The following is a 21,316-nucleotide window of genomic DNA, read 5'->3' as shown; positions in this document are numbered from 1 at the left end:
TGGGTAGTGCTGGGACCGGCGTGTCATGACTCCATCTCCTCACAAGATCGAGCCTCCCGACACCCCGGGGCGCTTCACTCCGGATGGTTCGCGAAGACGTGCTCGATTTGCCACCGCCGGCTCTCACCGAGGAACTCCGCCAGCGGGGCGGCGCGCCCGCATTCGCGCTCCACGAACGTGGTCAGGCGGGCGAGCAGATATCTGATCAGGCGTTCGTTGTTGCCACGCATCCCGAGAATCGGTACGGCGGCGAACGGATCCCGCGTCGGCAGGCTGTCGACGAGCGCAGCGGTCACCTCGTCGAGGTCCCGGCACTTGCGGAGCCCAGGTATCAGGCCGTCGATCGCCGGCTGCAGTCTCCGTGGCTCCGTCGACTCATCCGCGATGATGCGGTCGACGTAGAGGAGGTCGAGCAGGTTGGCGACGATGGCCGCCTTCGGACGCCCCTCCGAAGGCTGATCGTTGGGGTCCAGGGCGGCGAGGAGCAGGGGCATCTGGTTGCGTAGGCCGTTGACGTGGTTGTAGTAGATCGCCGCGAGGCCGAACTCCTCGTCCGGCTTGCCGGCCGCTCTGAGAAGCATGGCGTAGTGCCCGGCCATCTTGATCAGCTTGTCGATGAAGGCGAGGTAGTCGGCTCCAGTTCGCAGGCCGACGAGGTCCCGGTGCTGCTTCACCCACAGGTGCAATGCCAGGTCGATGTCCTCCGCGTCCTGGCGCGCCGACTCATCCGTCCGGGCCCAGTGCGCGAGCAGTGCAGCCTTGTGTCGTCGATGACGCCACCCGACACCGGATCGGCACGGCTCGGATCCTCCTTCGCGTCGCTCGCCGTCTGGCGTGACATGCATCCAACGTCACGCCCGTCCGACAATGACGTGCGGGGCCGCTAAAAGTACATTTCCCACTGTGACTGGATCTCAGGAATCGGCGGGCTCGCCACAATCAGTAGGCTCGGCCGAACCGGTAGGGTCCGTGTCCGCGGTGTCACGCTCGCTGCTCGGCTTCACCCTGCGCCCCTGCCAGGAGCGGTCCGCCCTCGCGGTCCTCGACGGGAGGGATACGCTGGCCGTCTTGCCGACAGGGAGCGGCAAGAGCGCCATCTACCAGGTCGCGGGGATCGCGACCGGCGGCCTGACACTCGTCGTCTCGCCGCTCATCGCGCTCCAGCGGGACCAGCTCCGGTCGCTCAGCACGCGTCGCCACGGCGGTCGGCACGTTGGTGCAGCTCTGCTGAACTCGACGCAGCGCGCCCAGGAGCGGCAGGACACGCTGGAGCGGGTAGTACGGGGCGACCTCGACTTCCTGTTCGTCGGTCCCGAACAGCTGGCGAATCCGGAGACCTGGGATGCGATCCGCTCCGGAGCCCGTGCCGTGGGGTTGTTCACCGTCGACGAGGCGCATCTCGTCAGCGAGTGGGGCCAGGAGTTCCGCCCCGAGTACCTGCGGCTGGTGGACGCGCTGATCGAGCTCGGCAGGCCGCCCGTGCTCGCGTTGACCGCTACAGCTTCCCCGCCTGTCCAGGCCGACATCACACGGCGCCTGGGCATGCGGGACCCGGAGGTGGTGGTCGCCGACTTCGACCGCCCTAACATCGCGCTGACCATGCGGCACACCCGGTCGGACAAGCCGGAGGCGCAGGCGGTCGACGACGCTTGCATCGACGTGCTGATGGGGCAGGAGACACCTGCTCTCGTCTACGTGCTCACGCGTGCCAGGGCCGAGTTGCTCGCCGACCGGCTCCGTCGTGGCGCCTTCCGGGCAGCCGCCTACCACGGTGGTCTGCCCGCCCGCACGCGGTCCGAGGTGCAGGACGACTTCTTCTCCGGGCGCCTCGACATCGTGGTGGCAACCAGCGCCTTCGGCCTGGGCATCGACAAGCCCGACATCCGAACCGTGGTGCACGCGGGCGTGCCCGCGAGCATCGACGACTACTACCAGGAGATCGGGAGGGCGGGCCGGGACGGAGATGCGGCCAGCGCGGTCCTGGTGCACGACCCGCGTACGATCCGCATCCCGCGCAGCCTCGCAGCCCGCAGGCAACTGGCCGAGGTGACGCTGGACCAGGTGGTCGACGCCATCGAGAACGCCGGCTGCCACATCACACTTCCGGACCTGGTGCAGGCGGCCGGAGTCCCCGCTCACTCCGTGGAGCGTGTGGTCAACGAGCTAGCCGAGCTGGGCTTTCTCGCCCTGAGCGGAACCGGCCGCAACAGGGTGGTCGAGCCGGTGCGCGGCCTTCCGCGCCCGGCGGACCTGACCGAGCAGCTCGTGATGGAGGACAAGCGGCGCCAGGCAGTGCTGGCAAGCCGCCTGGACGCCGCCCGCACCTACGCGGAGACCACCCGCTGCCGGCGCGCGGAACTGCTCGCCTACTTCGGGGAGACCTACCCACCACCCTGCGGCAATTGCGACAACGACCAAGCGTCGAAAGCCGCCCAGCCATCGCGCCCAACGATTAACGGGGACACTCCGGTGCGCCACCGGCTCTGGGGCGAGGGACGGATGATGAGCCAAGACGACCACGAGCTCCTGGTGTACTTCACCAGTGTCGGCTATAAGCACCTGACCGCGTCGACACTGGTGTCCGGAATCCTGGAGCATTGCTGAGGCTCCTGCCGCGGTTGCCCGCCTCAGGTCACGTGCGGCCGACAGGGTCGTGCACGCAGCGGAAGCCCGTGCGGCGGACGCCGTCGCACGCTAGCCGGATCTTTCTTTCGCGGGTCGGTCCCGAGTGATCGTCATCGGTCGGTGCCGATGTTCGGGGGCTGGTTCTGGACCAGGGGTATGACAGTTCGCCCCGACCGGGTAGGACAGCCGCTGCCTGATGACCCAGTCCAGTAGGTCCATGCCCAGTTCGACCGCGTCCTCGAGGGCCTGGAGGCGAAGTTCCCGGCCGCGGCACAGCACCTGGACAGCGCACGGGCGGATCTGTTGGCGTTCACGCCGTTCCCGCGGGAGATCTGGCGGCAGATCTGGTCGAACAATCCCCAGGAGCGGTTGAACAAGGAAATCCGCCGGCGCACCAATGTGGTCGGGATCTTCCCGGACCGGGCCGCGGTGATCCGGCTGGTCGGGGCGGTGCTGGCCGAGCAGACCGATGAGTGGGCCGAGCAGCGCCGCTACATGGGCGTCGAGGTATTGACCAAAGCCCGCCAGACACAACGGCCCGCAGCCACTGAGGAGGTGGTGACACCGACCGCGATCAGCGCATAACGTTCGTGAGCGAAGGTGCGGCGTCGGCGGATGACGGCCACCGAGGCGCTCGGTCGGTCTCGGATAGATCGAGCGCGATGCGGTGTTCTAGATGTTCCGACTCACGTCGTGGGGACGGTGCTGCGGGTCTCGGGGTGTTGGTCGCGGGTGGAGATATCCGCCCGTAGCCGATCCGCATGGCTGAAACGTATCGTGAGCCCCGGGGAACGGGGTCCCGCGGCGGGCCCGGCAGCGCGGCCCACCAGCGGAGTGACCTGGTGGATCCTCCGTAATTGACCACCCTGGTTGAGTGGTCGCGGCAGCGTCGCGTCTTCGGGAAGCGCCCGGGCAGACGCCAGCTCTCAGCTTGCCCGCGAGCACGGGACTGCGGCGCTCATGACCTCGAGGGCCTCGTCGACGTGTGCGCGGTGGGTGCGGTAGCTGAGCACACGCAGCCGGAGCGTGAGCCGCCCGTCCGGGACGGTGTTGGAGCAGAGCACCCGGCGCGCGTCGTTGACCCGCTCGGGTAGCGCCCGCGCCTTGCCACCTGGCCCCGGCGTTCGTCGTCCGCAGACCTGCCGAGCGAGCCGCTCGTCAGGCTGAACCCGATGCGGTCGCGGAGGATCTCGCGCGCCGGGTTCACGTCGATATCAGCCGCACCGTGTCGCATCGCTCGTCGCTTCGCGCCTTTTAGCACGGCCGTCCTTGCAGGACTGAGCGTCCATCACGGTTCAGGTGGGCGGGACCGAAGGTGCTGCGGTGGCGAGCCACGAGCCCGCGGCACTCGAGGGGCCGCCGTTCTCCATGAGTCGGGTGCGTTGCGGGGCTACCACGTGCTGGGGGTCGGCCGCGGACGCCATGCCCGCCTCGAACACGGCGAACCGCGTGGCCAGCGAACCCGCCACGAGCGCCGCCCCTGAGGCGACAGCGGCAGCCCGACCGCGCCGACCGCGGAGCGCGGCGAGCAGGGCGCCTGCGCCGCCGGCCGCGGTGAGGATGCGGGCCCACCGGTTCCACCGCCCCGCCTTGCCGGTGCGGTAGGCGTCGACCACGCCACCGGGGAGCGACTCGAGGCGCCGCTCCACGAGCTGGCCTGCGGCGAGCTCGGCCGCGGCCCCGGCCACGGCGAGCCGGACCATCGGCATGCGCTCGTGCCGTCCGGCTCCGGTCAGGCCGGTGATCACGAGCTGTGCACCGGCGCCGGCGGCCGCCGCACTGGCCGCGAACAGCACCGGCAGCTCGCCGTGGGCCTCATGCCAGGCCGGTACCGCCGTGTCGGCCAGTAGGACGCCGGTGTAGCTGGCCAGGGGCGGGCCCAAGGCCGCGGCGCCCCAGCCGGCAAGCCGCCCGAGCGGGGGAGCGATACCGGTGAGCTCGGATGCCGCGGCCGCCGATGCCAGCGCCGCGAACGGGCTGAGGATCCAGGAGCCGATCGACAGCGCCGAAGTGGGCTTGAACACCCGCAACATGTTCAGGAACCGCTCGGGGCGCCCGAGGTCGTGGATCAGCGCGACCGTGCCCACCATCGCGCCGCCCGCGGCGACGAGCCGGCCGCCACGGCGCAGCGTCGACCGGCCGCTGACGTCGCCGATCGCCGCCACCACCGCCGAGGTGCCGGCCATGCCACCCACCCACAGGTACAACGGCACGTCGGGGTTCTTCCACGTCGGCTTCTTGAGGATCGGGCGCCCGTAGTAGGAGACGAACTCCGCCTCCGGCACCATCGCGCCCTTGATCCGCTTGTGGCCCCGCCGTTCGCGCCGGTCACCGCGGCCGTTCCTCGACACCTCCACCGGATACTGACCGCCACCAGCCATCAGCCTGTTCCCTTCGCCGCGTCCGTCATCTGGACCTGCTCCCGAGGAACGAGCCGACGACCGCCGCCGTCAGCCCGGCCGCCGCCAGTGCCGCTCGCTTCCACATCTTCGGCAGATCCCGTGTGGTGACGATCGGGTCCGGAGGCAGCCCGTAGACCTCCGGCTCGTCGAGCAGCAGGGAGAACGCCCCGTTGCCGCCGACGCCGTCGTCGGGGTCGTGACCATAGAGCCGCGCCTCGGTCACGCCATCGCTGTGCAGCTGCTCCAGACGCCGGTCGGCCCGCTCCCGCAGCTCGTCGAGCGGGCCGAACTGGATCGACTCGGTCGGGCACGCCTGCGCGCACGCCGGGGTCAGCCCGTCCTTCGTCCGGTCGTAGCAGAGCGTGCACTTGAACGCCCGCCCGTCGCCGGGACGGATGTCGATCACGCCGTACGGACAGGCCGGGACGCAGTAGCCGCAGCCGTTGCAGATGTCGGGCTGGATGTAGACGGTGTCGAACTCGGTGCGGATCAACGAGCCGGTGGGGCAGACGTCGAGGCAGGCGGCGTGCGTGCAGTGCTTGCAGACGTCCGAGGACATCAGCCACCGAACGTCGCCCTGCCGTGGGCCGCTGTCGTGCTCGGACTCGATGAAGGCGACGTGCCGCCAGGTGTTGGCGCCCAGCGCGCCGGTGTTGTCGTAGGACCAGCCGAGCAGGTCGATACCGGTCAGCTCCGTCGTCCCGCTGCCGGTCGGTCCCGCGTCGGCCGGTACGTCGTTCCACTCCTTGCAAGCCACCTCGCACGCCTTGCACCCGATGCAGACCGACGTGTCGGTGAAGAAGCCCAGCCGCGGCGGGCGTTCGTCCGGCATGCCCAGGTAGGACGCCCGCTCGGTCTGCCCTGTCATCGGAGTGGTGTACGCCGTGCCGACGTTGCTCCCGAAACCGGCCGCCGGATCGCTGTCACTGCGCGCGTACGGGGTGCCGATCTGGGTGGTTGGTTGGGCCGGCGCTTCGGTGCTGTGCACCGCCGACCGCTCTTCCGCGGATGTCACGCCAGGCCCGCCCGCCGTTGGTAGTCCTCGACGAACGTGCGCAGTTCCGGGCCGCGTGGGCGTCGTCCAGGGCGGATGTCGCAGGTGAGCGCCTTGGACTCCTGGATGTGGACGTTCGGGTCGAGTGTGATCGCGAGCAGGTCGTTGGCGCTGTCGCCGGTGGCGATCCCGTTGGGGCCGAAGTGCCAGGGGATCCCGATCTGGTGGGTCTCGTTGCCCTCGATGCGCAGGGGTGTCATCCGTTTGGTCACGAGCACCTTCAATTCGATCGCGCTGCGCGCCGTCACCACGGTGGCCCAGCCGAGATGGGTGAGCCCCCGCGCGAGGGCGAGCTCGGGGGAGACCTCGCAGAACGCCTCCGGCTGCAGCTCGGCTAGGTGGCTCAGGTGCCGGCTCATACCGCCTGCGGTGTGGTGCTCGGTGAGACGGTAGGTGGTGAGCACGTACGGAAAGACTTCAGAGCCGACCGGGTGATGCCGGTTGCCTGGCCGGTCGTACAGCATGGCTGCCGGGTTCCGCGGCTGTTGCGGGTGCAGCCGGTTCTTGTGCGGGGTCTCTACTGGTTCGTAGTGGGTGGGCAACGGCCCGTCCACCAACCCGGTGGGTGCGAACAGCCACGCCTTCCCGTCGGTCTGCATGATGAAGGGGTCGTTGCCGGCGAGCGCCTTGCTCGCCCGCGCGTCCGGCGGCGGGACGTAGTCCGGCGCCGTGTCCGGCGGGAAGTCGGGCACGTCGTGGCCCGTCCACTTCTCCCCGTCCCACCAGACCAGGGCCTTGCGTTCGCTCCACGGTTCGCCGTCCGGGTCGGCGGAGGCGCGGTTGTAGAGCTGTCGCCGGTTGGCGGGCCATGCCCAGCCCCACTCCGCGGCCACCCAATCCTGCTGGCGCGCCGGCTTGCGGCGCGCGGCCTGGTTGACCCCGTCGGCGTAGACGCCGCAGTAGATCCAGCACCCGCACCGGGTGGAACCGTCGTCGCGCAGCTGCGTGTACTCGCTCAGCAGCTCCCCGTCGGGACCGTAACCGTTGATCTCCTTCAGAACGTCCGTGGCCGACGGTTCAGCGTTCGGCCCGTGGGTGGCGTAGTCCCAGGTGAGCGCCTTGAGCGGGGCGTCGCGCGGGTCGTCGGAGTCGACGAGGCGCTCCTTGATGATCCGGCCGAGATGGTAGAAGAACCACAGGTCGCTGCGCGCGTCACCGGGCGGTTCGACGGCCTTGTGCCGCCATTGCAGCAGTCGCTGGGTGTTGGTGAACGTGCCGTCCTTCTCCACGTGGTTGGCCGCGGGCAGGAGGAACACCTCGGTGCCGATGTCCTCGGTGCGCAGTTCCCCGGACTCGATCTCGGGGGAGTTCTTCCAGAAGGTCGCGGTCTCGATGCAGACGAAGTCGCGGACGACCAGCCACTCCGCCTTCGCCATGCCGAGCCGCTGCATGCGGCCGTTCGCGTTGCCGACGGCGGGGTTCTCCCCGACCACGATGTAGCCGGGCACCTTCCCGTCGACCATGTCCAGCGCGGTGCGGTAGTTGCCGTGGTCGCCGGTCAGGCGCGGCAGCCAGTCGAAACCGTAGTCGTTCTCGGCGGTGGCCGCGTCTCCGAACCAGGCCTTGAGCAGGCTCACCATGTAGTTGGGCATGTCGCCCCAGAACCCGGCAACGCCGGTGTCGGGGGCGACGTAGTCCGCCAGTGACGTCCCGATCGATCCGGCCGGCATCGGCAGGTAGCCCGGGAGGACGTTGAACAGTGTGGGGATGTCGGTGGAGCCCTGGATCGACGCGTGCCCGCGCAGCGCCATGATCCCGCCGCCGGGCCTGCCGATGTTGCCCAGCAACGTCTGCAGGATCGACGCGGCGCGGATGTACTGCACGCCCACGCTGTGCTGGGTCCAACCCACGGCGTAGGACCAGTTCGTGGTCCGGTCGCGGCCGCTGTTCTCGGTGATCGCCCTGGCGACCTCGAGGAACGCGTGCTGCGGGATGCCGCAGACCTCTTCCACGAACTCGGGGGTGTAGCGGGCGTAGTGCCGCTTGAGGATCTGGAAGACGCAGCGCGGGTGCTGCAGTGTCTCGTCCCGCCGCGGTTTCGCGCCGACCGACGGGCCGCCGGAGCCGTACTTGTCGCCGCCCGCGGTCATCTCGTGCGGGTGACCGCCTTGCTGGACCGGGTCATCGGCGGCCGGGTCGGCGCTCTCATAGGCCCAGGTGCCGACGTCATAGCGGGAGCTTTCCGCGTCCCAGCCGCTGAAGAGCCCGTCGAGGTCCTCGGTGTCGCGGTAGGCGTCATTGATGATCGCCGCGGCGTTGGTGTACGCCACCACGTACTCGCGGAACTCCTTTCCCTCGGTGAGCACGTGGTTGATCAGCCCGCCGAGCAGGGCGATGTCGGAACCCACCCGGATCGGGACGTGCAGGTCGGCCAGCGCGCTCGTGCGCGTGAAGCGGGGGTCGATGTGGATGATCTTCGCGCCGCGCCGTTTCGCATTCATGACGAACTGGAAAGCGACGGGATGGCACTCGGCGAAGTTCGACCCCTGGATCACGATGCAGTCGCTCTTCGCGAGGTCCTGCTGGAACGTCGTGGCACCGCCGCGACCGAACGAGGCCCCCAGACCGGGGACGGTGGAGGAGTGTCAAAGACGGGCCTGGTTCTCGACCTGGATCGCGCCGAGCGCCGTGTACAGCTTCTTGATGAGGTAGTTCTCCTCGTTGTCCAGCGTGGCCCCACCGAGGTGGGCGATGCCCATCGCCCGGCGCAGCGGCCGGCCCTCCTCGTCGGTGTCCTGCCACGTCCGGCGCCGCGTGTCGAGCACGCGATCGGCGATCATCTGCATCGCCGTGTCGAGATCGAGGTCCTCCCACTCTGTGCCGCCGGGGCGCCGGTAGCGGACGGTGGTGACGCGGTCGGGGAGCTGTACGAGCTGCTTGCTGGCCGCGCCCTTCGGACACAACTTGCCCAGCGAGATCGGCGAGTCCGGGTCGCCCTCGATCTGCGTGACCTGCTCATCCTTCACGAACACCCGCTGCCCGCATCCGACCGCGCAGTAGGGGCAGATGGACTGGACGACGCGGTCGGCCTCCGCAGTCCGCGGTGCGAGGTGCTCGCTGCGCGCGGACCGGATGGCGTCACCCCGTGCGGTGTGGTCGGGCCCCGTCACCTGCCGGACGACCGGCCAACTCTCGATCCACTGCCGCACTCCCACGAATAGACCTCCTCAGCCGTCCGGCGCCCCGCAGACGGAGCACCCCAATGAGCCCTCAACAGATCAAGGGGCGCGGCTCCGTCGCCACTCCCCACCGCCCATGCGTCCGAGCGGTGCGCGGCTATCAGACCGGCCTGCTGGCAGACGAACCGATTCTCTGGACTAGGCAGTCCAACGATCTCCGTGACGCTTCGAACTGTCAAGCCCCCTTTCGGATCCCTGCGACGTGGCCTGAACCCCGGCTCCGTCCGTCCTGCGTCCCTTTCATCACCTTCTTCCCATGTGCCGGCCGGTACCGGCCGGCCCTCGGGGACTCGGCCGGAAGACCACGTTCCATATCAGACGGATGATCTAGTGGAGTCGATGTAGGCGGTGGTGACGTTCCCCGTCGTCATCAGGCCGCCCGTACTCGCCGGATGGGCCGGGGCGACCACAAAGTGACCACGTGGTCTGCATGGCTGGACCGCACCGAAGCCACACTGATTGACAGATCACGTCGGCTCAGGTCATGCGGTGAAGGCGGACATCATCCGTCAGCCTGTGTCCTTCCCGCGACACCTGGCCGAGGCCCGCATCCACACCCGTCCGCGCGCGATCGGCGAGCCTGCCATCCCCATCTGCCCAGACAGGTTCTTCCCGGGACGCTCGGTCAGGACCATTGAGAGGTGGGTCGCGGACGGGTCACGACCAGCGTGTCCCTGACAACGGACCAGATGATGTGCGACCACGGTCTCAGACATCGGCATGGTCACAATCCCGCTACTTGATGATCCTATCGTCGTCACGAGTCGGGAGGGGAACGGTGGAGGCTCGAGGAGACCGTCTGTGGGGGGTGCAGGATGTCGCCGATTTTCTCGGAGTGCCGGTCAAGACCCTCTACCAGTGGCGGACGCACGGCTATGGACCGCGAGCACGGCGAGTGGGTCGCTACCTCCGCTACAACCCGACGGAAGTTCGCGAGTGGTTCGCCTCCTTAGATGACGTAACAAAGGCTTGCCGTAGCGTTTTGTCAGGCGTTCTGGGGCTTGCAGTCCGACATGGCGCACTCCCGAGCAATTCTGTCCGCGACATCGGACGCATCCGGGGTTCTTCCGGAAAGGTTAAGGCGCGCAGTCTCACTATCGACGAATGTGCCTCATGGTTACGCCAGCTCGAGGCTGACAAGGTGGCAGTGCGCCGGGACCTGCCCGACCTGACTCGGTGGTTTCTCGCCACAGGCGTGCGCATTGGCGAGGCCATCGCAGTTGGCTGGGAGAACATCGACCTCGACAACGAGCTGGTCAACATCGACCATAAGATCATGCGAGTAAAAGGGGGTTGGCCTCCAACGCGTTCCGCGCACCAAGTCAACAGCCGGGCACCGCACGCTGCCTCTCCCGCTCTTCGTGTACGCATGCTGAAGCGGCGCAAGCTCGCATCACCGGATGGAGGGCCGCTGTTTCCCGATTCGGACGGCGGCTGGCGCGATCCGTCGAACACGTCCAGAGACCTTCGCGAAGCCCGTGGGAGCGGGGAGTTCTCCTGGGTCACGAGCCACGTCTTCCGTAAGACGTGCGCAACCATCCTGGATGAGAGCGAACTCTCAGCCCGAGAGATCGCCGACCAGTTGGGGCACGCGAAGGTCTCGATGACTCAGGACAACTACCTCGGCCGGCGGCTGACGAGCCGCCGTACGGCTGAGGCCCTCCAAGTTGCAGTCGGCAGGACCTTCACCGATAGATGATGGATAAGTCAAGTGTTGATCTTGACTGCCACAGCGCTGCAGGCGCCTGGCCTGGGGAGAAGCTCCTCCGACTGGACTCGAACCAGTAACCCTGCGATTAACAGTCGCATGCTCTGCCAATTGAGCTACGGAGGACCGTTCGGCGCGGGGGCGACCCCCGCTGGCAGGAGAACTTTAGCGCACCGCTCCCACCCACCGTCACAGGCCCCCCGCCGCCGCGGGGGCTGGTCAGAGCGGCCGGCCGGTGGTGACGGGGGTGTCGGCGGTGTGCTTGCCGCCGTTCATCGTCTCCTCGACGCGGGCGCGGACGACGCCGGCTGCTCCCTGGACGGCGGGGTGGTCGGCCACCCGCTGGTAGGTGCGGCGCAGCTGCTCGTAGCGCTCGTGGCCCGCCTTGGCACCGAGCACATAGCCGACGGCTGCACCCAGCAGAAACTTCAGCATGACGCCTCCCGGCTCGTGGATCTCCGTGTGGCGGCCATCCTGCACCAGCGGCTCTCGCCGCGCGGGACGAGTGCCGCGGAAGCGTGCATTCGGTGCAGCGCGTTGGCACGGATGGCAGACACCGGGCCGATGTGCGGAGTTGTGGGGTCTCGTGGTCCTTCCGACCGGAAGCGATCGTTTCGAGACCTTCTGGACCTTGACTTGCGCCGGTGATCACACCATTCTCCGTTCCGGTTCTGTTCGAACTTGTTGTGTTGTGTTCGGACGGCTCCTCACTGTGCCCTTCGTCAAAGGAGACGACATGCCACGTCCGCAGACCCAGGCCGAGTACCTCGCACGGCCCGTCCCGCCGTCCGTCGCGGCGCGGGGAATCGGTCGGCGCGCCCTCCTGCGGGGAGCGCTCGGGGTCGGCGCCGGGGTCGGTCTCACCAGCCTGCTGGCGGCCTGCGGCGGAGGGGGCGACCAGGGCGGGGCGGGGGCGGGCCCGGGCACCGTCTCGCTCGGCTCCAACGAGAGCGGCACGACGTTCGCCAAGCAGCGCGACGCCCAGGCGGCCGACTACCTGAAGGCCACCGGGACGACCATCGCGATCAACGCGGTCGACCACAACACGTTCCAGGAGAACATCAACACCTACCTGCAGGGCAACCCGGACGACGTGTTCTCCTGGTTCGCCGGCTACCGCATGCGGTTCTTCGCCGAGCAGGGCCTCATCGGCGACGTCAGCTCGGCCTGGCCGCTGCCGGGCGTGGCCGACAAGTTCAAGGCGCAGTCCACCGCCGACGACGGCAAGCAGTACTTCGTCCCGCAGTCCTACTACCCGTGGGCCGTCTTCTACCGGAAGTCGATGTTCCAGGCGGCCGGGTACCAGGTGCCCACGACGCTGGACGAGTTCCGCGCGCTGTGCCAGCGGATGCAGGCCGACGGGCTCGTGCCGATCGCCTTCGGCGACAAGGACGGCTGGCCCGCGATGGGCACGTTCGACATGCTCAACATGCGGATCAACGGCTACCAGTACCACGTCGACCTGATGGCCGGTCAGGGCTCGTGGGACTCCCCCCAGGTCAGGACGGTCTTCGACACCTGGCGCGGGCTGCTCCCCTACCACCAGCCCGACGCGCTGGGCCGCACCTGGCAGGAGGCAGCGCAGACCCTGCAGAAGAAGCAGGCCGGGATGTACATCCTCGGGACGTTCCTCAACGAGCAGTTCCCCGACGACGAGGACGACCTCGACTTCTTCACGTTCCCCGAGATCGACTCCCGCATCGGCGCCACGGCCATCGACGCGCCGATCGACGGCTTCTGCATGTCCGCGAGCCCGGAGAACGAGGAGGGCGCGATCGCGTTCCTCAAGTACATGGCCTCGCCCCAGGCCGCGGCCGCCGCGGCGACCACCGGCCTGCCGATCATCTCGGTCAACTCCGACGCCGACACGAAGCCCTACTCCCAGCTGCAGCTGAAGTCGGCCGAACTGGTGGGCCAGGCCACGGAGATCGCGCAGTTCCTCGACCGCGACACCCGCCCCGACTTCGCCTCCACGGTGGTCATCCCCGCGTTCCAGCAGTTCATCGGCAACCCCGACGACGTCGACGGCCTCGTGAAGAGCATCGAGGCCCAGAAGCAGTCGATCTTCTCGAGCTGACGGGAGCTCGGAGATGACGTCGGATACGCGCGCCGCGCGACGGGCCCTGCCGCGCACGCGACGGCAGCGCAAGCTGGCACCGCGCGACCGGGTGGTGGTCACGCTGATGGTCGTGATCCCCTCCCTGCTGGTGATCGGCCTGGTCTGGCTGCCCGCGATCGGCTCGGTGCTGCTGTCGTTCACGTCGTGGAACGGGATCGGGAGCCTCGACCGGATCAAGGTCGTCGGGGTCGACAACTACGTCGACATCGCGACGATCTACCCGCCCTTCTGGCCCGCGGTGCAGCACAACGTCCTGTGGCTGGCGTTCCTGATCATCGGTCCCACGCTGCTGGGGGTCCTGTTCGCCGTGCTGCTCGACAAGGAGCTGAAGGGCACCCGCATCTACCAGACGGCGCTCTACATGCCGGTGGTGCTGTCGCTGGCGCTCGTCGGCTTCATCTGGCAGCTGCTCTACAGCCGGGACCAGGGCCTGCTCAACGCGGTGCTCGGCACGCAGATCGACTGGTACGGCGACCCGGACGTCAACCTGTGGGCGGTGCTGTTCGCCACCGGCTGGCGCCACACCGGCTACATCATGCTGCTGTACCTGGCCGGGTTGAAGGGCGTGGACCCGTCGCTGCGGGAGGCGGCGGCGATCGACGGCTCCGGGGAGGTGTCCACGTTCTTCCGGATCATCCTGCCGGTGATGCGGCCGATCAACCTGATCGTCGTCGTCGTCGTGGTGATCGAGTCGCTGCGCGCGTTCGACCTGGTGTGGATCGTGAACCAGGGCCGCAACGGCCTGGAGATCATCGCCGCGCTGGTCACCGCGAACGTCGTTGGTGAGGCGAGCCGCATCGGCTTCGGCTCGGCGATGGCGACGATCATGCTGCTGATCTCGTCGGTGTTCATCACCATCTACCTGCGCGTCGTCATGAGGGAGGACCGGACATGAGCATGACGACGGTCGCGCCGCCTGCTCGGCAGGCCACCCCGGGCAAGACCGCGGGGCCGCCCCGGCGGCGCGGTCCGCGGGCGCTGCTGCACGCGTTCCTCATCGTCGTGTCGCTGTCGTGGGTGTTCCCGCTCGCCTGGGCGGTGCTCAACTCCTTCCGCGACTACGCCTACACCGCGGAGCACGGCTACCTCTCGTTCGGCGGGTACACGTTCGCCAACTACGCCGAGGCCTGGGAGCGGGGGAACTTCGCGCAGGGCTTCCTCAACTCGCTGATCATCACCGTGCCCGCCGTCGTGCTGGTGCTGCTCCTGTCCTCGTGCACCGCGTTCGTCCTCGCGCGGTTCAGCTACGCGTTCAACCTCACGTTGCTCGGCGTGTTCCTCGCCGCGAACCTGCTGCCGCCGCAGGCGCTGCTGATCCCGATCTTCCGGCTGTACCGGCAGATCCCGCTGCCGGAGTGGCTGAGCGACAGCGGCTCGCTGCTCGGCAGCTACTGGGGCCTCATCCTGATCAACGTCGCGTTCCAGATGGGCTTCTGCACGTTCGTGCTGAGCAACTACATGAAGACGGTGCCCAAGGAGATCTACGAGTCGGCCGAGATCGACGGGGCGAGCGTCTGGCGCCAGTACTGGCAGCTCACCCTGCCGCTCTGCCGGCCCGCCCTCGCCGCCCTCGCCGTGCTGCAGACGACGTGGGTCTACAACGAGTTCTTCTGGGCCACTGTCCTGATGCAGGACTTCCAGAAGCTCCCGATCACCAGCTCGCTGAACAACCTGCGGGGGCAGTTCTTCGTCGACTACAACCTGCTCTCGGCCGGGTCGGTGCTGGTGGCCCTGCCGGTGCTCGTCGTGTTCTTCGCCCTCCAGAAGCAGTTCGTCTCCGGGCTCACGCTCGGCTCCACGAAGGGTTGATGTGGCGCTACTCCCGTTCGACGGCATCTCGCTGGGCTGTGACTACAACCCCGAGCAGTGGCCGCCCTCCGTCTGGCGTGAGGACGTGGCGCTCATGCGGGAGGCCGGCGTCGGGTTCGTGACGCTCGGGGTGTTCTCCTGGGCACTCCTGCAACCCGAGCCCGACCGGTACGACTTCGGCTGGTTCGACGAGGTGCTCGGACTGCTCCACGACGGCGGGATCGCGGTGGACATGGCCACGGCCACCGCCGCCCCGCCGCCGTGGCTCACCCACGCCCACCCCGAGATGCTGCCCGTCGACGCCGAGGGCAGGACGCTCTGGCCGGGCAGCAGGCAGTCCTGGTGCCCGAGCTCCCCGGTCTTCCGCGACCACGCGTTGCGGCTGGTCGAGCAGCTGGCCGACCGCTACGGCAGCCACCCCGCCGTCCGGCTCTGGCACGTCAGCAACGAGCTGGGCTGCCACATCGGCAAGTGCTGGTGCGACGTCAGCGCCGCGGCGTTCCGGCGCTGGCTCGCCGACCGGTACGGCACCGTCGACGCGCTGAACGACGCCTGGGGCACCGCGTTCTGGTCGCAGCACTACACGAGCTTCGACGAGGTGCTGCCGCCGCGGATCACCCCGGCTGTGCCCAACCCCACCCACGAGCTGGACTTCGCGCGCTTCTCCTCCGACGAGCTGCTCGACTACTACCGGGCCGAGCGGGACCTGCTGCGGCGGCTGTCGCCGGACGTCCCGGTGACCACGAACCTGATGGTCAGCTCCCACCAGTCCGAACAGGACTACTTCCGCTGGGCTCCGGAGCTGGACCTGATCGCGCAGGACCACTACCTCGACGCGCGGCTGGCCCACCCGCACGCCGAGCAGGCCTTCACCGACGACCTCACGCGTGGGGTCGCGGGCGGCGAGCCGTGGCTGCTGATGGAGTCGGCCACGTCGGCGGTGAACTGGCAGCCGGTCAACGTCGCGAAACGGCCTGGGGAGCTGCTGGTCGACTCGCTGCGCCACGTCGCCCGCGGGGCCGACGGCGTCGCGTTCTTCCAGTGGCGGGCCTCGCGGGCGGGCGGGGAGAAGTTCCACTCCGCGCTCGTCCCCCACGCCGGCCGCGACTCGCAGCGGTTCCGGGAGGTCGTCGGGCTGGGCGACGCCCTGCGGCGGATCGGCGAGGTCGCCGGGAGCCGCGTCGAGGCCGACGTCGCGCTGCTGTTCGACTGGAACTCCTGGTGGGCGTGTGACCTCGGCTCGCACCCCACCGGCGAGCTGCAGTACGTCGACGCCGTGCACCGCTGGCATCGCGCGGTCACGGGGCTGGGCGCCACGGCCGACGTGGTGCACCCGGAGTCGGACCTCTCGGGCTACCGGCTCGTGATCGTCCCCACGCTGTACCTGGCCTCCGACGCCACGGCCGCCGCGCTGGACGCGTACGTCCGCGGCGGCGGACAGCTGCTCGTCACGTACTTCTCGGGAATCGTCGACGAGAGCGACCACATCCGGCTGGGCGGCTACCCGGGGGCGTTCCGCGAGCTGCTGGGCGTGCGGGCCGAGGAGTTCGCTCCGCTGCTGCCCGGGGAGACGGTCACGCTCGACGACGGCAGCACCGCCGACCTGTGGACCGAGGTGCTCACCGCGCCCGACGCCGAGGTCGTCGCCCGCTACACCGACGGGCCGCTGCCGGGCACACCCGCGCTCACCCGCCGCGCCGTCGGCGAGGGTGTCGCCTGGTACCTCGCCACCCGGCTGGACGACCCGGCGACCGCGGCACTGGCCGACCGCCTCACCCGCGACGCGGGGGTGACCCGCCTCGCCGGAGCGCAACCGGGCGTGGAGCTGGTGCGACGCGGGCGCCACCTCTTCGTGCTCAACCGCAGCCACGATCCCGTGAAGGTCCCCGCACGCGGCCTCGACCTCCTCACCGGGGAACACGTCGGCGGTACCGTCGACGTGCCGGCGGGAGGCGCCGCCGTCGTCCGGGAGGAGGAGACCTGATGCTGGCTCGCCAGCGCCAGGAGCTGATCCTGGACGCCGTGCGCACCACCGGTGGCGCACGCGTCTCCGAACTCGTGGAACGGCTCGGGGTCTCCGACATGACCGTGCGCCGCGACATCGAGGTGCTCGCCACCCGCGGGCTGGTCACGCGCGTGCACGGCGGCGCCACCGCGGCGGGCAGCAGCGTCGAGGAGCCGGGCTTCGCGGCCAAGGCGGGCCTGCACACCGCGGCGAAGCAGGCCATCGCGGCCGCGGCGGCGGCGCTCATCGAGCCGGGAGCGTCGGTGGCGCTCTCGGCCGGCACCACCACGCACGCCGTGGCGTCGGTGCTGCTCGACATCCCGCGCCTCACCGTCGTCACCAACTCGCTGCGGGTGGCGGAGGTGCTGCACGAGTCGCCCCGATCCGATCTGACGGTGGTGCTGACCGGTGGCGAGCGCACCCCGTCGGACGCGCTGGTCGGGCCGGTCGCGGTCGCTGCTCTGCGGAGGCTGCACGTCGACTGGCTGCTCATGGGCGTACACGGGATGGACGCCGAGGCCGGGTTCACCACACCGAACCTGGTGGAGGCGGAGACGAACCGGGCGCTGGTCGCGAGCGCCCGGCAGGTGGCGGTGGTCGCCGACAGTTCGAAATGGGGAGTAGTGGGACTGAGCACGATCGCGACTCTGGACGAGGTGGACGTCGTGATCTGCGACGACGGCCTCGACTCCGACGCGCGCAAGATCCTGGACAACAGCTGCGGACGGTTGGTGCTGGCCGCGTGAACGTCCATGTCCGCCGCACCCCGACCGTGATGGCCGACGGCCGGGAGCTCATCTACTTCGACGACACCGAGCCGTACGCGAGCGGCGGGGCGAGCCGGGTGGTGCCCGACACGCGCGACCTCCCGTCCGTGACGCACGGCTCGATCATGCGGTTCGACGTGCTCACCGGGGAGTGGGTGACGATCGCGGCGCACCGCATGGACCGCACGTTCCTGCCGCCTGCCGAGCACTGCCCGCTCGACCCCTCACGCCCCGGCCGGGAGCCGACGGAGGTGCCGGCGTCGGACTACGACGTGGTCGTGTTCGAGAACCGGTTCCCCTCCTTCGCTCAGGAGATCGACGGCGAGATCGCTCCCGAGGTGGACGGCAACCCGCTGTGGCCGCAGCGGCCGGCGGTGGGGCGCTGCGAGGTCGTCCTGTTCACCAGCGACCACAACTCGTCCTTCGCGGCGCTGCCCGTGGAGCGGGTGCGCACGGTGATCGAGGCGTGGGCCGACCGCACCGCCGCGCTCTCCGCGATCCCGGGGGTCGACGAGGTCTTCCCCTTCGAGAACCGCGGCAAGGAGATCGGGGTCACCCTCGAGCACCCGCACGGGCAGATCTACGCCTACCCGTTCGTCACCCCACGCACCGCGCAGTTGCTGGCGCGCTCGGCCGAGCACCGCCAGCGCACCGGTCGCGACCTCCTGGGCGACGTGCTCGACAGCGAGCGCAAGGCCGGCGTCCGGATCGTCCTCGAGGGCGAGCACTTCACGGCCTTCGTGCCGGCGGCGGCGCGCTGGCCCGTGGAGGCGCACCTCGTCCCGCACCGGGCCGTGCCCGACTTCGCCGAACTGGACGGCGCGGAGCGCGACGAGCTCGCCGTGATGTACCGCGACCTGCTGCAGCGGTTCAGCCGCTACTTCGGCGAGCTGCCGCCCTACATCGCAGGCTGGCACCAGGCGCCCGTGCACACCGGGCGTGACCTCACCCGGCTGCACCTGCGGTTGTTCTCGCTGCGCCGCGCGCCGGGGAAGCTCAAGTACCTGGCCGGTTCGGAGTCGGGTGCAGGCGCCTGGATCAACGACGCCGCCCCGGAACGGATCGCGCAGCGGCTGCGGGACGTGGGCGCGCCGTGAGGGCGTTCCGGGAGCTGTTCGGGCGCGAACCGGACGGCCGGTGGGCCGCCCCGGGACGCGTCAACCTGATCGGCGAGCACGTCGACTACGCGCAGGGCCTGTGCCTGCCGTTCGCGATCGCCGAGCGCACCGTGGTCGAGGTGGCCGCCCGTGACGACCGCCGCGTGCGGCTGCGCAGCCTCGCCGAGGACGACGAGTGGAGCGGCACGCTCGACGACATCGGCCCCGCCTCCCCCGCCGGATGGGCCGGCTACGCCGCGGGCGTGCTGTGGGCGCTGCGGCAGGCCGGGCACGAGGTCGGCGGGATCGACCTGCTGGTCACCGACACCGTGCCGCTCGGGGCGGGGCTGTCGTCGTCCGCGGCGCTGGAGTGCTCCACGGCACTGGCCGTCGACGACCTGTTCGGGCTCGGGCTCGGCGACACCCCCTCCGGCAGGCGTCAGCTGGCGGCGGCGTGCATCAGCGCCGAGAACGACGTGGTCGGCGCGGCCACCGGCGGGATGGACCAGGCCACGTCGCTGCTGGCGGTGGCGGGCAACGCGCTCCTGCTCGACATGCGCGACGGCACCGACCGCGCGGTCCCCTTCGCACCGGCCGACTCCGGGCTCGCGCTGATCGTGATCGACACCCGCGTCCGGCACCGGCTCGCCGACGGCCAGTACGGGAAGCGCCGCGCAGCCGTGGAGAAGGCCGCCGCCGCGCTGGGGAGGCCCAGCCTCCGTGACGTCACGCTCGCCGAGGTCACCACGCTCGACCCCGAACTCCTCCCCCGCGCCCGCCACATCGTCACCGAGATCGCCCGGGTGCGCGAGGCCGTGGCACTGCTGGACGCGGGACGGCTGTCCGAGATCGGCCCGCTGCTGGACGCCTCGCACGCCTCGCTCGCCCACGACTACGAGGTGTCGGCCGACGAGCTCGACCTGGCCTGCTGGGCGGCCCGGCGCGCCGGTGCGCTCGGAGCCAGGATGACCGGGGGCGGGTTCGGAGGCTCGGCCATCGCGCTGGTGCCACTGGAGCACGTCGACACGGTCGCGTCGGAGGTGCGGGCCGCGTTCTCGGAGGCGGGGTACCGGGAGCCGGAGATCCGCGCCGCGGAGCCGTCGGCCGGGGCGCAGCGGGTGAGCTGACGCCGACCGCACACACGTACTGGCCACGGTGCACACGTCGGGACGTGTGCACCGTGGCCACGAGGTGTGTGCGGCTAGTCGCGAGGGGTCGAGCGCGGGAGCAGATCTCCCAGGGGACCGAGGTCGATGTTGAGGTCCTCGGCCTGCAGGCCGAAGTGCTCCCGGAGCTCGGTCATCGCCTCCTCGAGGCGCATCAGCCCGAGCCCGAGCCGCTCCACCGTCTCGTCAGGGAGATCCCCCGACTCGACCCGGCGGATCGCCTGGCGCTCCATCAGCTGACGGACCAGCTCGACGATGGTGAGCACGAGCCTGCCGAGATCACGGCCGATCGCCTCGGGGTCGAGCTGAATCTTCGAGGGAAGATCGCTCATGAGTCAGCCAAGGTCTGCACGGAGCTGATCAGGGCGCGTAGCGAGATGTGCACCAGCTCGACGTCGGCCAGCGAGATGGTGATGTCGCCGGTGATCACGACGCCGCCTGCGAGCAGCCGGTCCAGCAGGTCGACCAGCGCCACGTCACGGTTGGGCACGGCCGCGGTCATGACGCCGCCTCCGCGGGGACGAGTACGTCGGCGGTCACGGCTCCTCCAGCGTGGCGAACGAGTACGGCGCCCACGGGCCGGTGAGATCGAGCAGCAGGGTGGGCTCGGCCCGGCCCTCGATCAGCTGGTGCAGTGCGGCCGCACCGGCCTCGTCCACGAGGTACGCGGCGTTGAGCACCATCTCCTCGCGGTGCCCGCTGAGCCGCGGGTCCTGCGGCGGGTATCGGCGGCTCGCCACCGCAACCGCCGCGAGCTCGCTGTGCACCGCCTCCGCCGCGGCGACCGCATCCTGCAGACCGCGGGCAGCGTGGTCGCGCTGGGCGCGCCTGCGCAACAGGTAGGACGTGCCGGGCCGGGAGTCGTCGGCGGCAGGCGACTCGGCACCGCCCTGCGCTGGTGCCGGTGCGGCGAAGGCCTTCACGCCCCACTCGGTGCGTCCCCTGATCCGATCGAGCGCGGCGGCGAACGCCTGGCCGTTGTCGTCCAGGAGGGTCCGGACGTTGTCGTCGTCCAGGTACACGGTGGCCAGCCGCACCGGTGCCACCGGACCCGACTGCGCCACGGCCGCGACCACGCCGTGGTGGGCGCGGGCGGTGCTCTCCAGCCACTGCAGATCCTCCACGCTGCGCCGCAGCGCCTCCTCGCTGAACCGCGTGGGGTCGACGGAGCTGACCACGGCCGCGAGTTCGCCGGAGACGACACGGCGCACGGAGGCGTCGTCGACACCGGCGACCGCCGGGACCTCCTCGGTGGCGGCGTCGGTGACGCCGTAGACGTAGACGAGTGAGTCAGCCATCGGTGCGCCTCCTCCGCTGGGCCGGACGTCGTGGTCTCCGCTCGGACCTCCTCACGGGAGCCGGTTCGGCCTCCTCCGGTTCCTCGT

The 21,316-nt window shown here is 69.9% G+C and carries 17 protein-coding genes, 1 tRNA gene and 1 pseudogene; 10 read left to right on the top strand and 9 right to left on the bottom strand.

What is annotated here, in order from left to right; genetic code table 11:
- Positions 1–74 precede the first annotated feature (74 nt).
- Positions 75–599: a hypothetical protein gene (locus AC5L35_RS33675; protein ID WP_495063790.1), complete on the bottom strand. Its 525-nt coding sequence runs from the start codon at positions 597–599 to the stop codon at positions 75–77.
- A gap of 268 nt (positions 600–867) precedes the next feature.
- Between AC5L35_RS33675 and AC5L35_RS33670 the strand changes: the two genes are divergently transcribed.
- The gene (locus tag AC5L35_RS33670) at positions 868–2,604 is read left to right on the top strand and encodes a RecQ family ATP-dependent DNA helicase (protein WP_495063789.1); all 1,737 of its coding nucleotides are present in this window, start codon (positions 868–870) and stop codon (positions 2,602–2,604) included.
- 234 nt (positions 2,605–2,838) lie between these two features.
- Positions 2,839–3,210: pseudogene (locus AC5L35_RS33665) on the top strand (transposase); the annotation flags it as partial.
- Positions 3,211–3,920: 710 nt separating this feature from the next.
- Here the strand turns inward: AC5L35_RS33665 and nrfD are convergent.
- The 3 genes from nrfD to fdh all read right to left on the bottom strand — a co-directional run bounded on the left by nrfD (position 3,921) and on the right by fdh (position 9,236).
- Complete coding sequence (gene nrfD, locus AC5L35_RS33660; protein ID WP_495063788.1) at positions 3,921–5,006, bottom strand: NrfD/PsrC family molybdoenzyme membrane anchor subunit; 1,086 nt, start codon at positions 5,004–5,006, stop codon at positions 3,921–3,923.
- A 25-nt stretch (positions 5,007–5,031) separates the two neighbouring features.
- Positions 5,032–5,895 carry a 4Fe-4S dicluster domain-containing protein gene (locus AC5L35_RS33655; RefSeq protein ID WP_495063787.1) on the bottom strand — a complete coding sequence of 288 codons (864 nt, stop codon included), beginning with the start codon at positions 5,893–5,895 and terminating at the stop codon, positions 5,032–5,034.
- Positions 5,896–6,038: 143 nt separating this feature from the next.
- Complete coding sequence (gene fdh, locus AC5L35_RS33650; RefSeq protein WP_495063786.1) at positions 6,039–9,236, bottom strand: formate dehydrogenase; 3,198 nt, start codon at positions 9,234–9,236, stop codon at positions 6,039–6,041.
- Positions 9,237–10,068: 832 nt separating this feature from the next.
- Here fdh and AC5L35_RS33645 point away from each other — a divergent pair.
- Positions 10,069–10,959 carry a tyrosine-type recombinase/integrase gene (locus tag AC5L35_RS33645; protein WP_495063785.1) on the top strand — a complete coding sequence of 297 codons (891 nt, stop codon included), beginning with the start codon at positions 10,069–10,071 and terminating at the stop codon, positions 10,957–10,959.
- A gap of 62 nt (positions 10,960–11,021) precedes the next feature.
- On the opposite strand, the gene AC5L35_RS33640 is transcribed toward AC5L35_RS33645, so the two are convergent.
- Together AC5L35_RS33640 and AC5L35_RS33635 are read right to left on the bottom strand one after the other, a co-directional pair.
- Positions 11,022–11,094, bottom strand: a tRNA-Asn gene (locus tag AC5L35_RS33640).
- Between the two features lie 93 nt (positions 11,095–11,187).
- The gene (locus AC5L35_RS33635; RefSeq protein ID WP_495063784.1) at positions 11,188–11,403 is read right to left on the bottom strand and encodes a hypothetical protein; all 216 of its coding nucleotides are present in this window, start codon (positions 11,401–11,403) and stop codon (positions 11,188–11,190) included.
- Between the two features lie 301 nt (positions 11,404–11,704).
- Between AC5L35_RS33635 and AC5L35_RS33630 the strand changes: the two genes are divergently transcribed.
- From AC5L35_RS33630 to galK, 7 genes are read left to right on the top strand one after another with little or no spacing between them, the layout of a single operon-like run.
- A complete protein-coding gene (locus AC5L35_RS33630) occupies positions 11,705–13,045 on the top strand; it encodes an ABC transporter substrate-binding protein (RefSeq protein WP_495063783.1) in 1,341 nt (446 codons plus the stop codon).
- Positions 13,046–13,058: 13 nt separating this feature from the next.
- The gene (locus AC5L35_RS33625) at positions 13,059–13,982 is read left to right on the top strand and encodes a carbohydrate ABC transporter permease (protein ID WP_495063782.1); all 924 of its coding nucleotides are present in this window, start codon (positions 13,059–13,061) and stop codon (positions 13,980–13,982) included.
- Complete coding sequence (locus tag AC5L35_RS33620; RefSeq protein WP_495063781.1) at positions 13,979–14,896, top strand: carbohydrate ABC transporter permease; 918 nt, start codon at positions 13,979–13,981, stop codon at positions 14,894–14,896. The genes AC5L35_RS33625 and AC5L35_RS33620 overlap by 4 nt, the downstream gene beginning before the upstream one ends.
- Before the next feature lies 1 nt (position 14,897).
- On the top strand, positions 14,898–16,880 hold the full coding sequence (locus tag AC5L35_RS33615; RefSeq protein WP_495063780.1) for a beta-galactosidase: 1,983 nt from the start codon (positions 14,898–14,900) through the stop codon (positions 16,878–16,880).
- Positions 16,880–17,647 carry a DeoR/GlpR family DNA-binding transcription regulator gene (locus AC5L35_RS33610; RefSeq protein ID WP_433556146.1) on the top strand — a complete coding sequence of 256 codons (768 nt, stop codon included), beginning with the start codon at positions 16,880–16,882 and terminating at the stop codon, positions 17,645–17,647. The genes AC5L35_RS33615 and AC5L35_RS33610 overlap by 1 nt, the downstream gene beginning before the upstream one ends.
- A gap of 29 nt (positions 17,648–17,676) precedes the next feature.
- Positions 17,677–18,765, top strand: a complete 1,089-nt coding sequence (gene galT, locus AC5L35_RS33605; RefSeq protein WP_495063795.1) for a galactose-1-phosphate uridylyltransferase — start codon at positions 17,677–17,679, stop codon at positions 18,763–18,765.
- Positions 18,762–19,892: a galactokinase gene (gene galK / locus AC5L35_RS33600; protein WP_495063779.1), complete on the top strand. Its 1,131-nt coding sequence runs from the start codon at positions 18,762–18,764 to the stop codon at positions 19,890–19,892. The genes galT and galK overlap by 4 nt, the downstream gene beginning before the upstream one ends.
- A 74-nt stretch (positions 19,893–19,966) precedes the next feature.
- Here the strand turns inward: galK and AC5L35_RS33595 are convergent, their stop codons facing one another.
- Genes AC5L35_RS33595 through AC5L35_RS33585 form a run of 3 tightly spaced genes read right to left on the bottom strand, consistent with a single transcriptional unit; the run spans position 19,967 to position 21,229 of the window.
- Positions 19,967–20,263, bottom strand: a complete 297-nt coding sequence (locus tag AC5L35_RS33595) for a gas vesicle protein K (protein WP_495063778.1) — start codon at positions 20,261–20,263, stop codon at positions 19,967–19,969.
- Positions 20,260–20,433, bottom strand: a complete 174-nt coding sequence (locus AC5L35_RS33590; RefSeq protein ID WP_495063777.1) for a gas vesicle protein — start codon at positions 20,431–20,433, stop codon at positions 20,260–20,262. Before AC5L35_RS33590 ends, AC5L35_RS33595 begins: the two co-directional genes overlap by 4 nt.
- 34 nt (positions 20,434–20,467) lie before the next feature.
- Positions 20,468–21,229: a GvpL/GvpF family gas vesicle protein gene (locus AC5L35_RS33585; RefSeq protein ID WP_495063776.1), complete on the bottom strand. Its 762-nt coding sequence runs from the start codon at positions 21,227–21,229 to the stop codon at positions 20,468–20,470.
- Between the last annotated feature and the right edge of the window lie 87 nt (positions 21,230–21,316).

The sequence above is a fragment of the Pseudonocardia sp. OZ21 genome, assembly GCF_059359135.1.
Note: the sequence above shows the minus strand (reverse complement) of the source record. Positions and strands in the feature narration are given on the sequence as shown.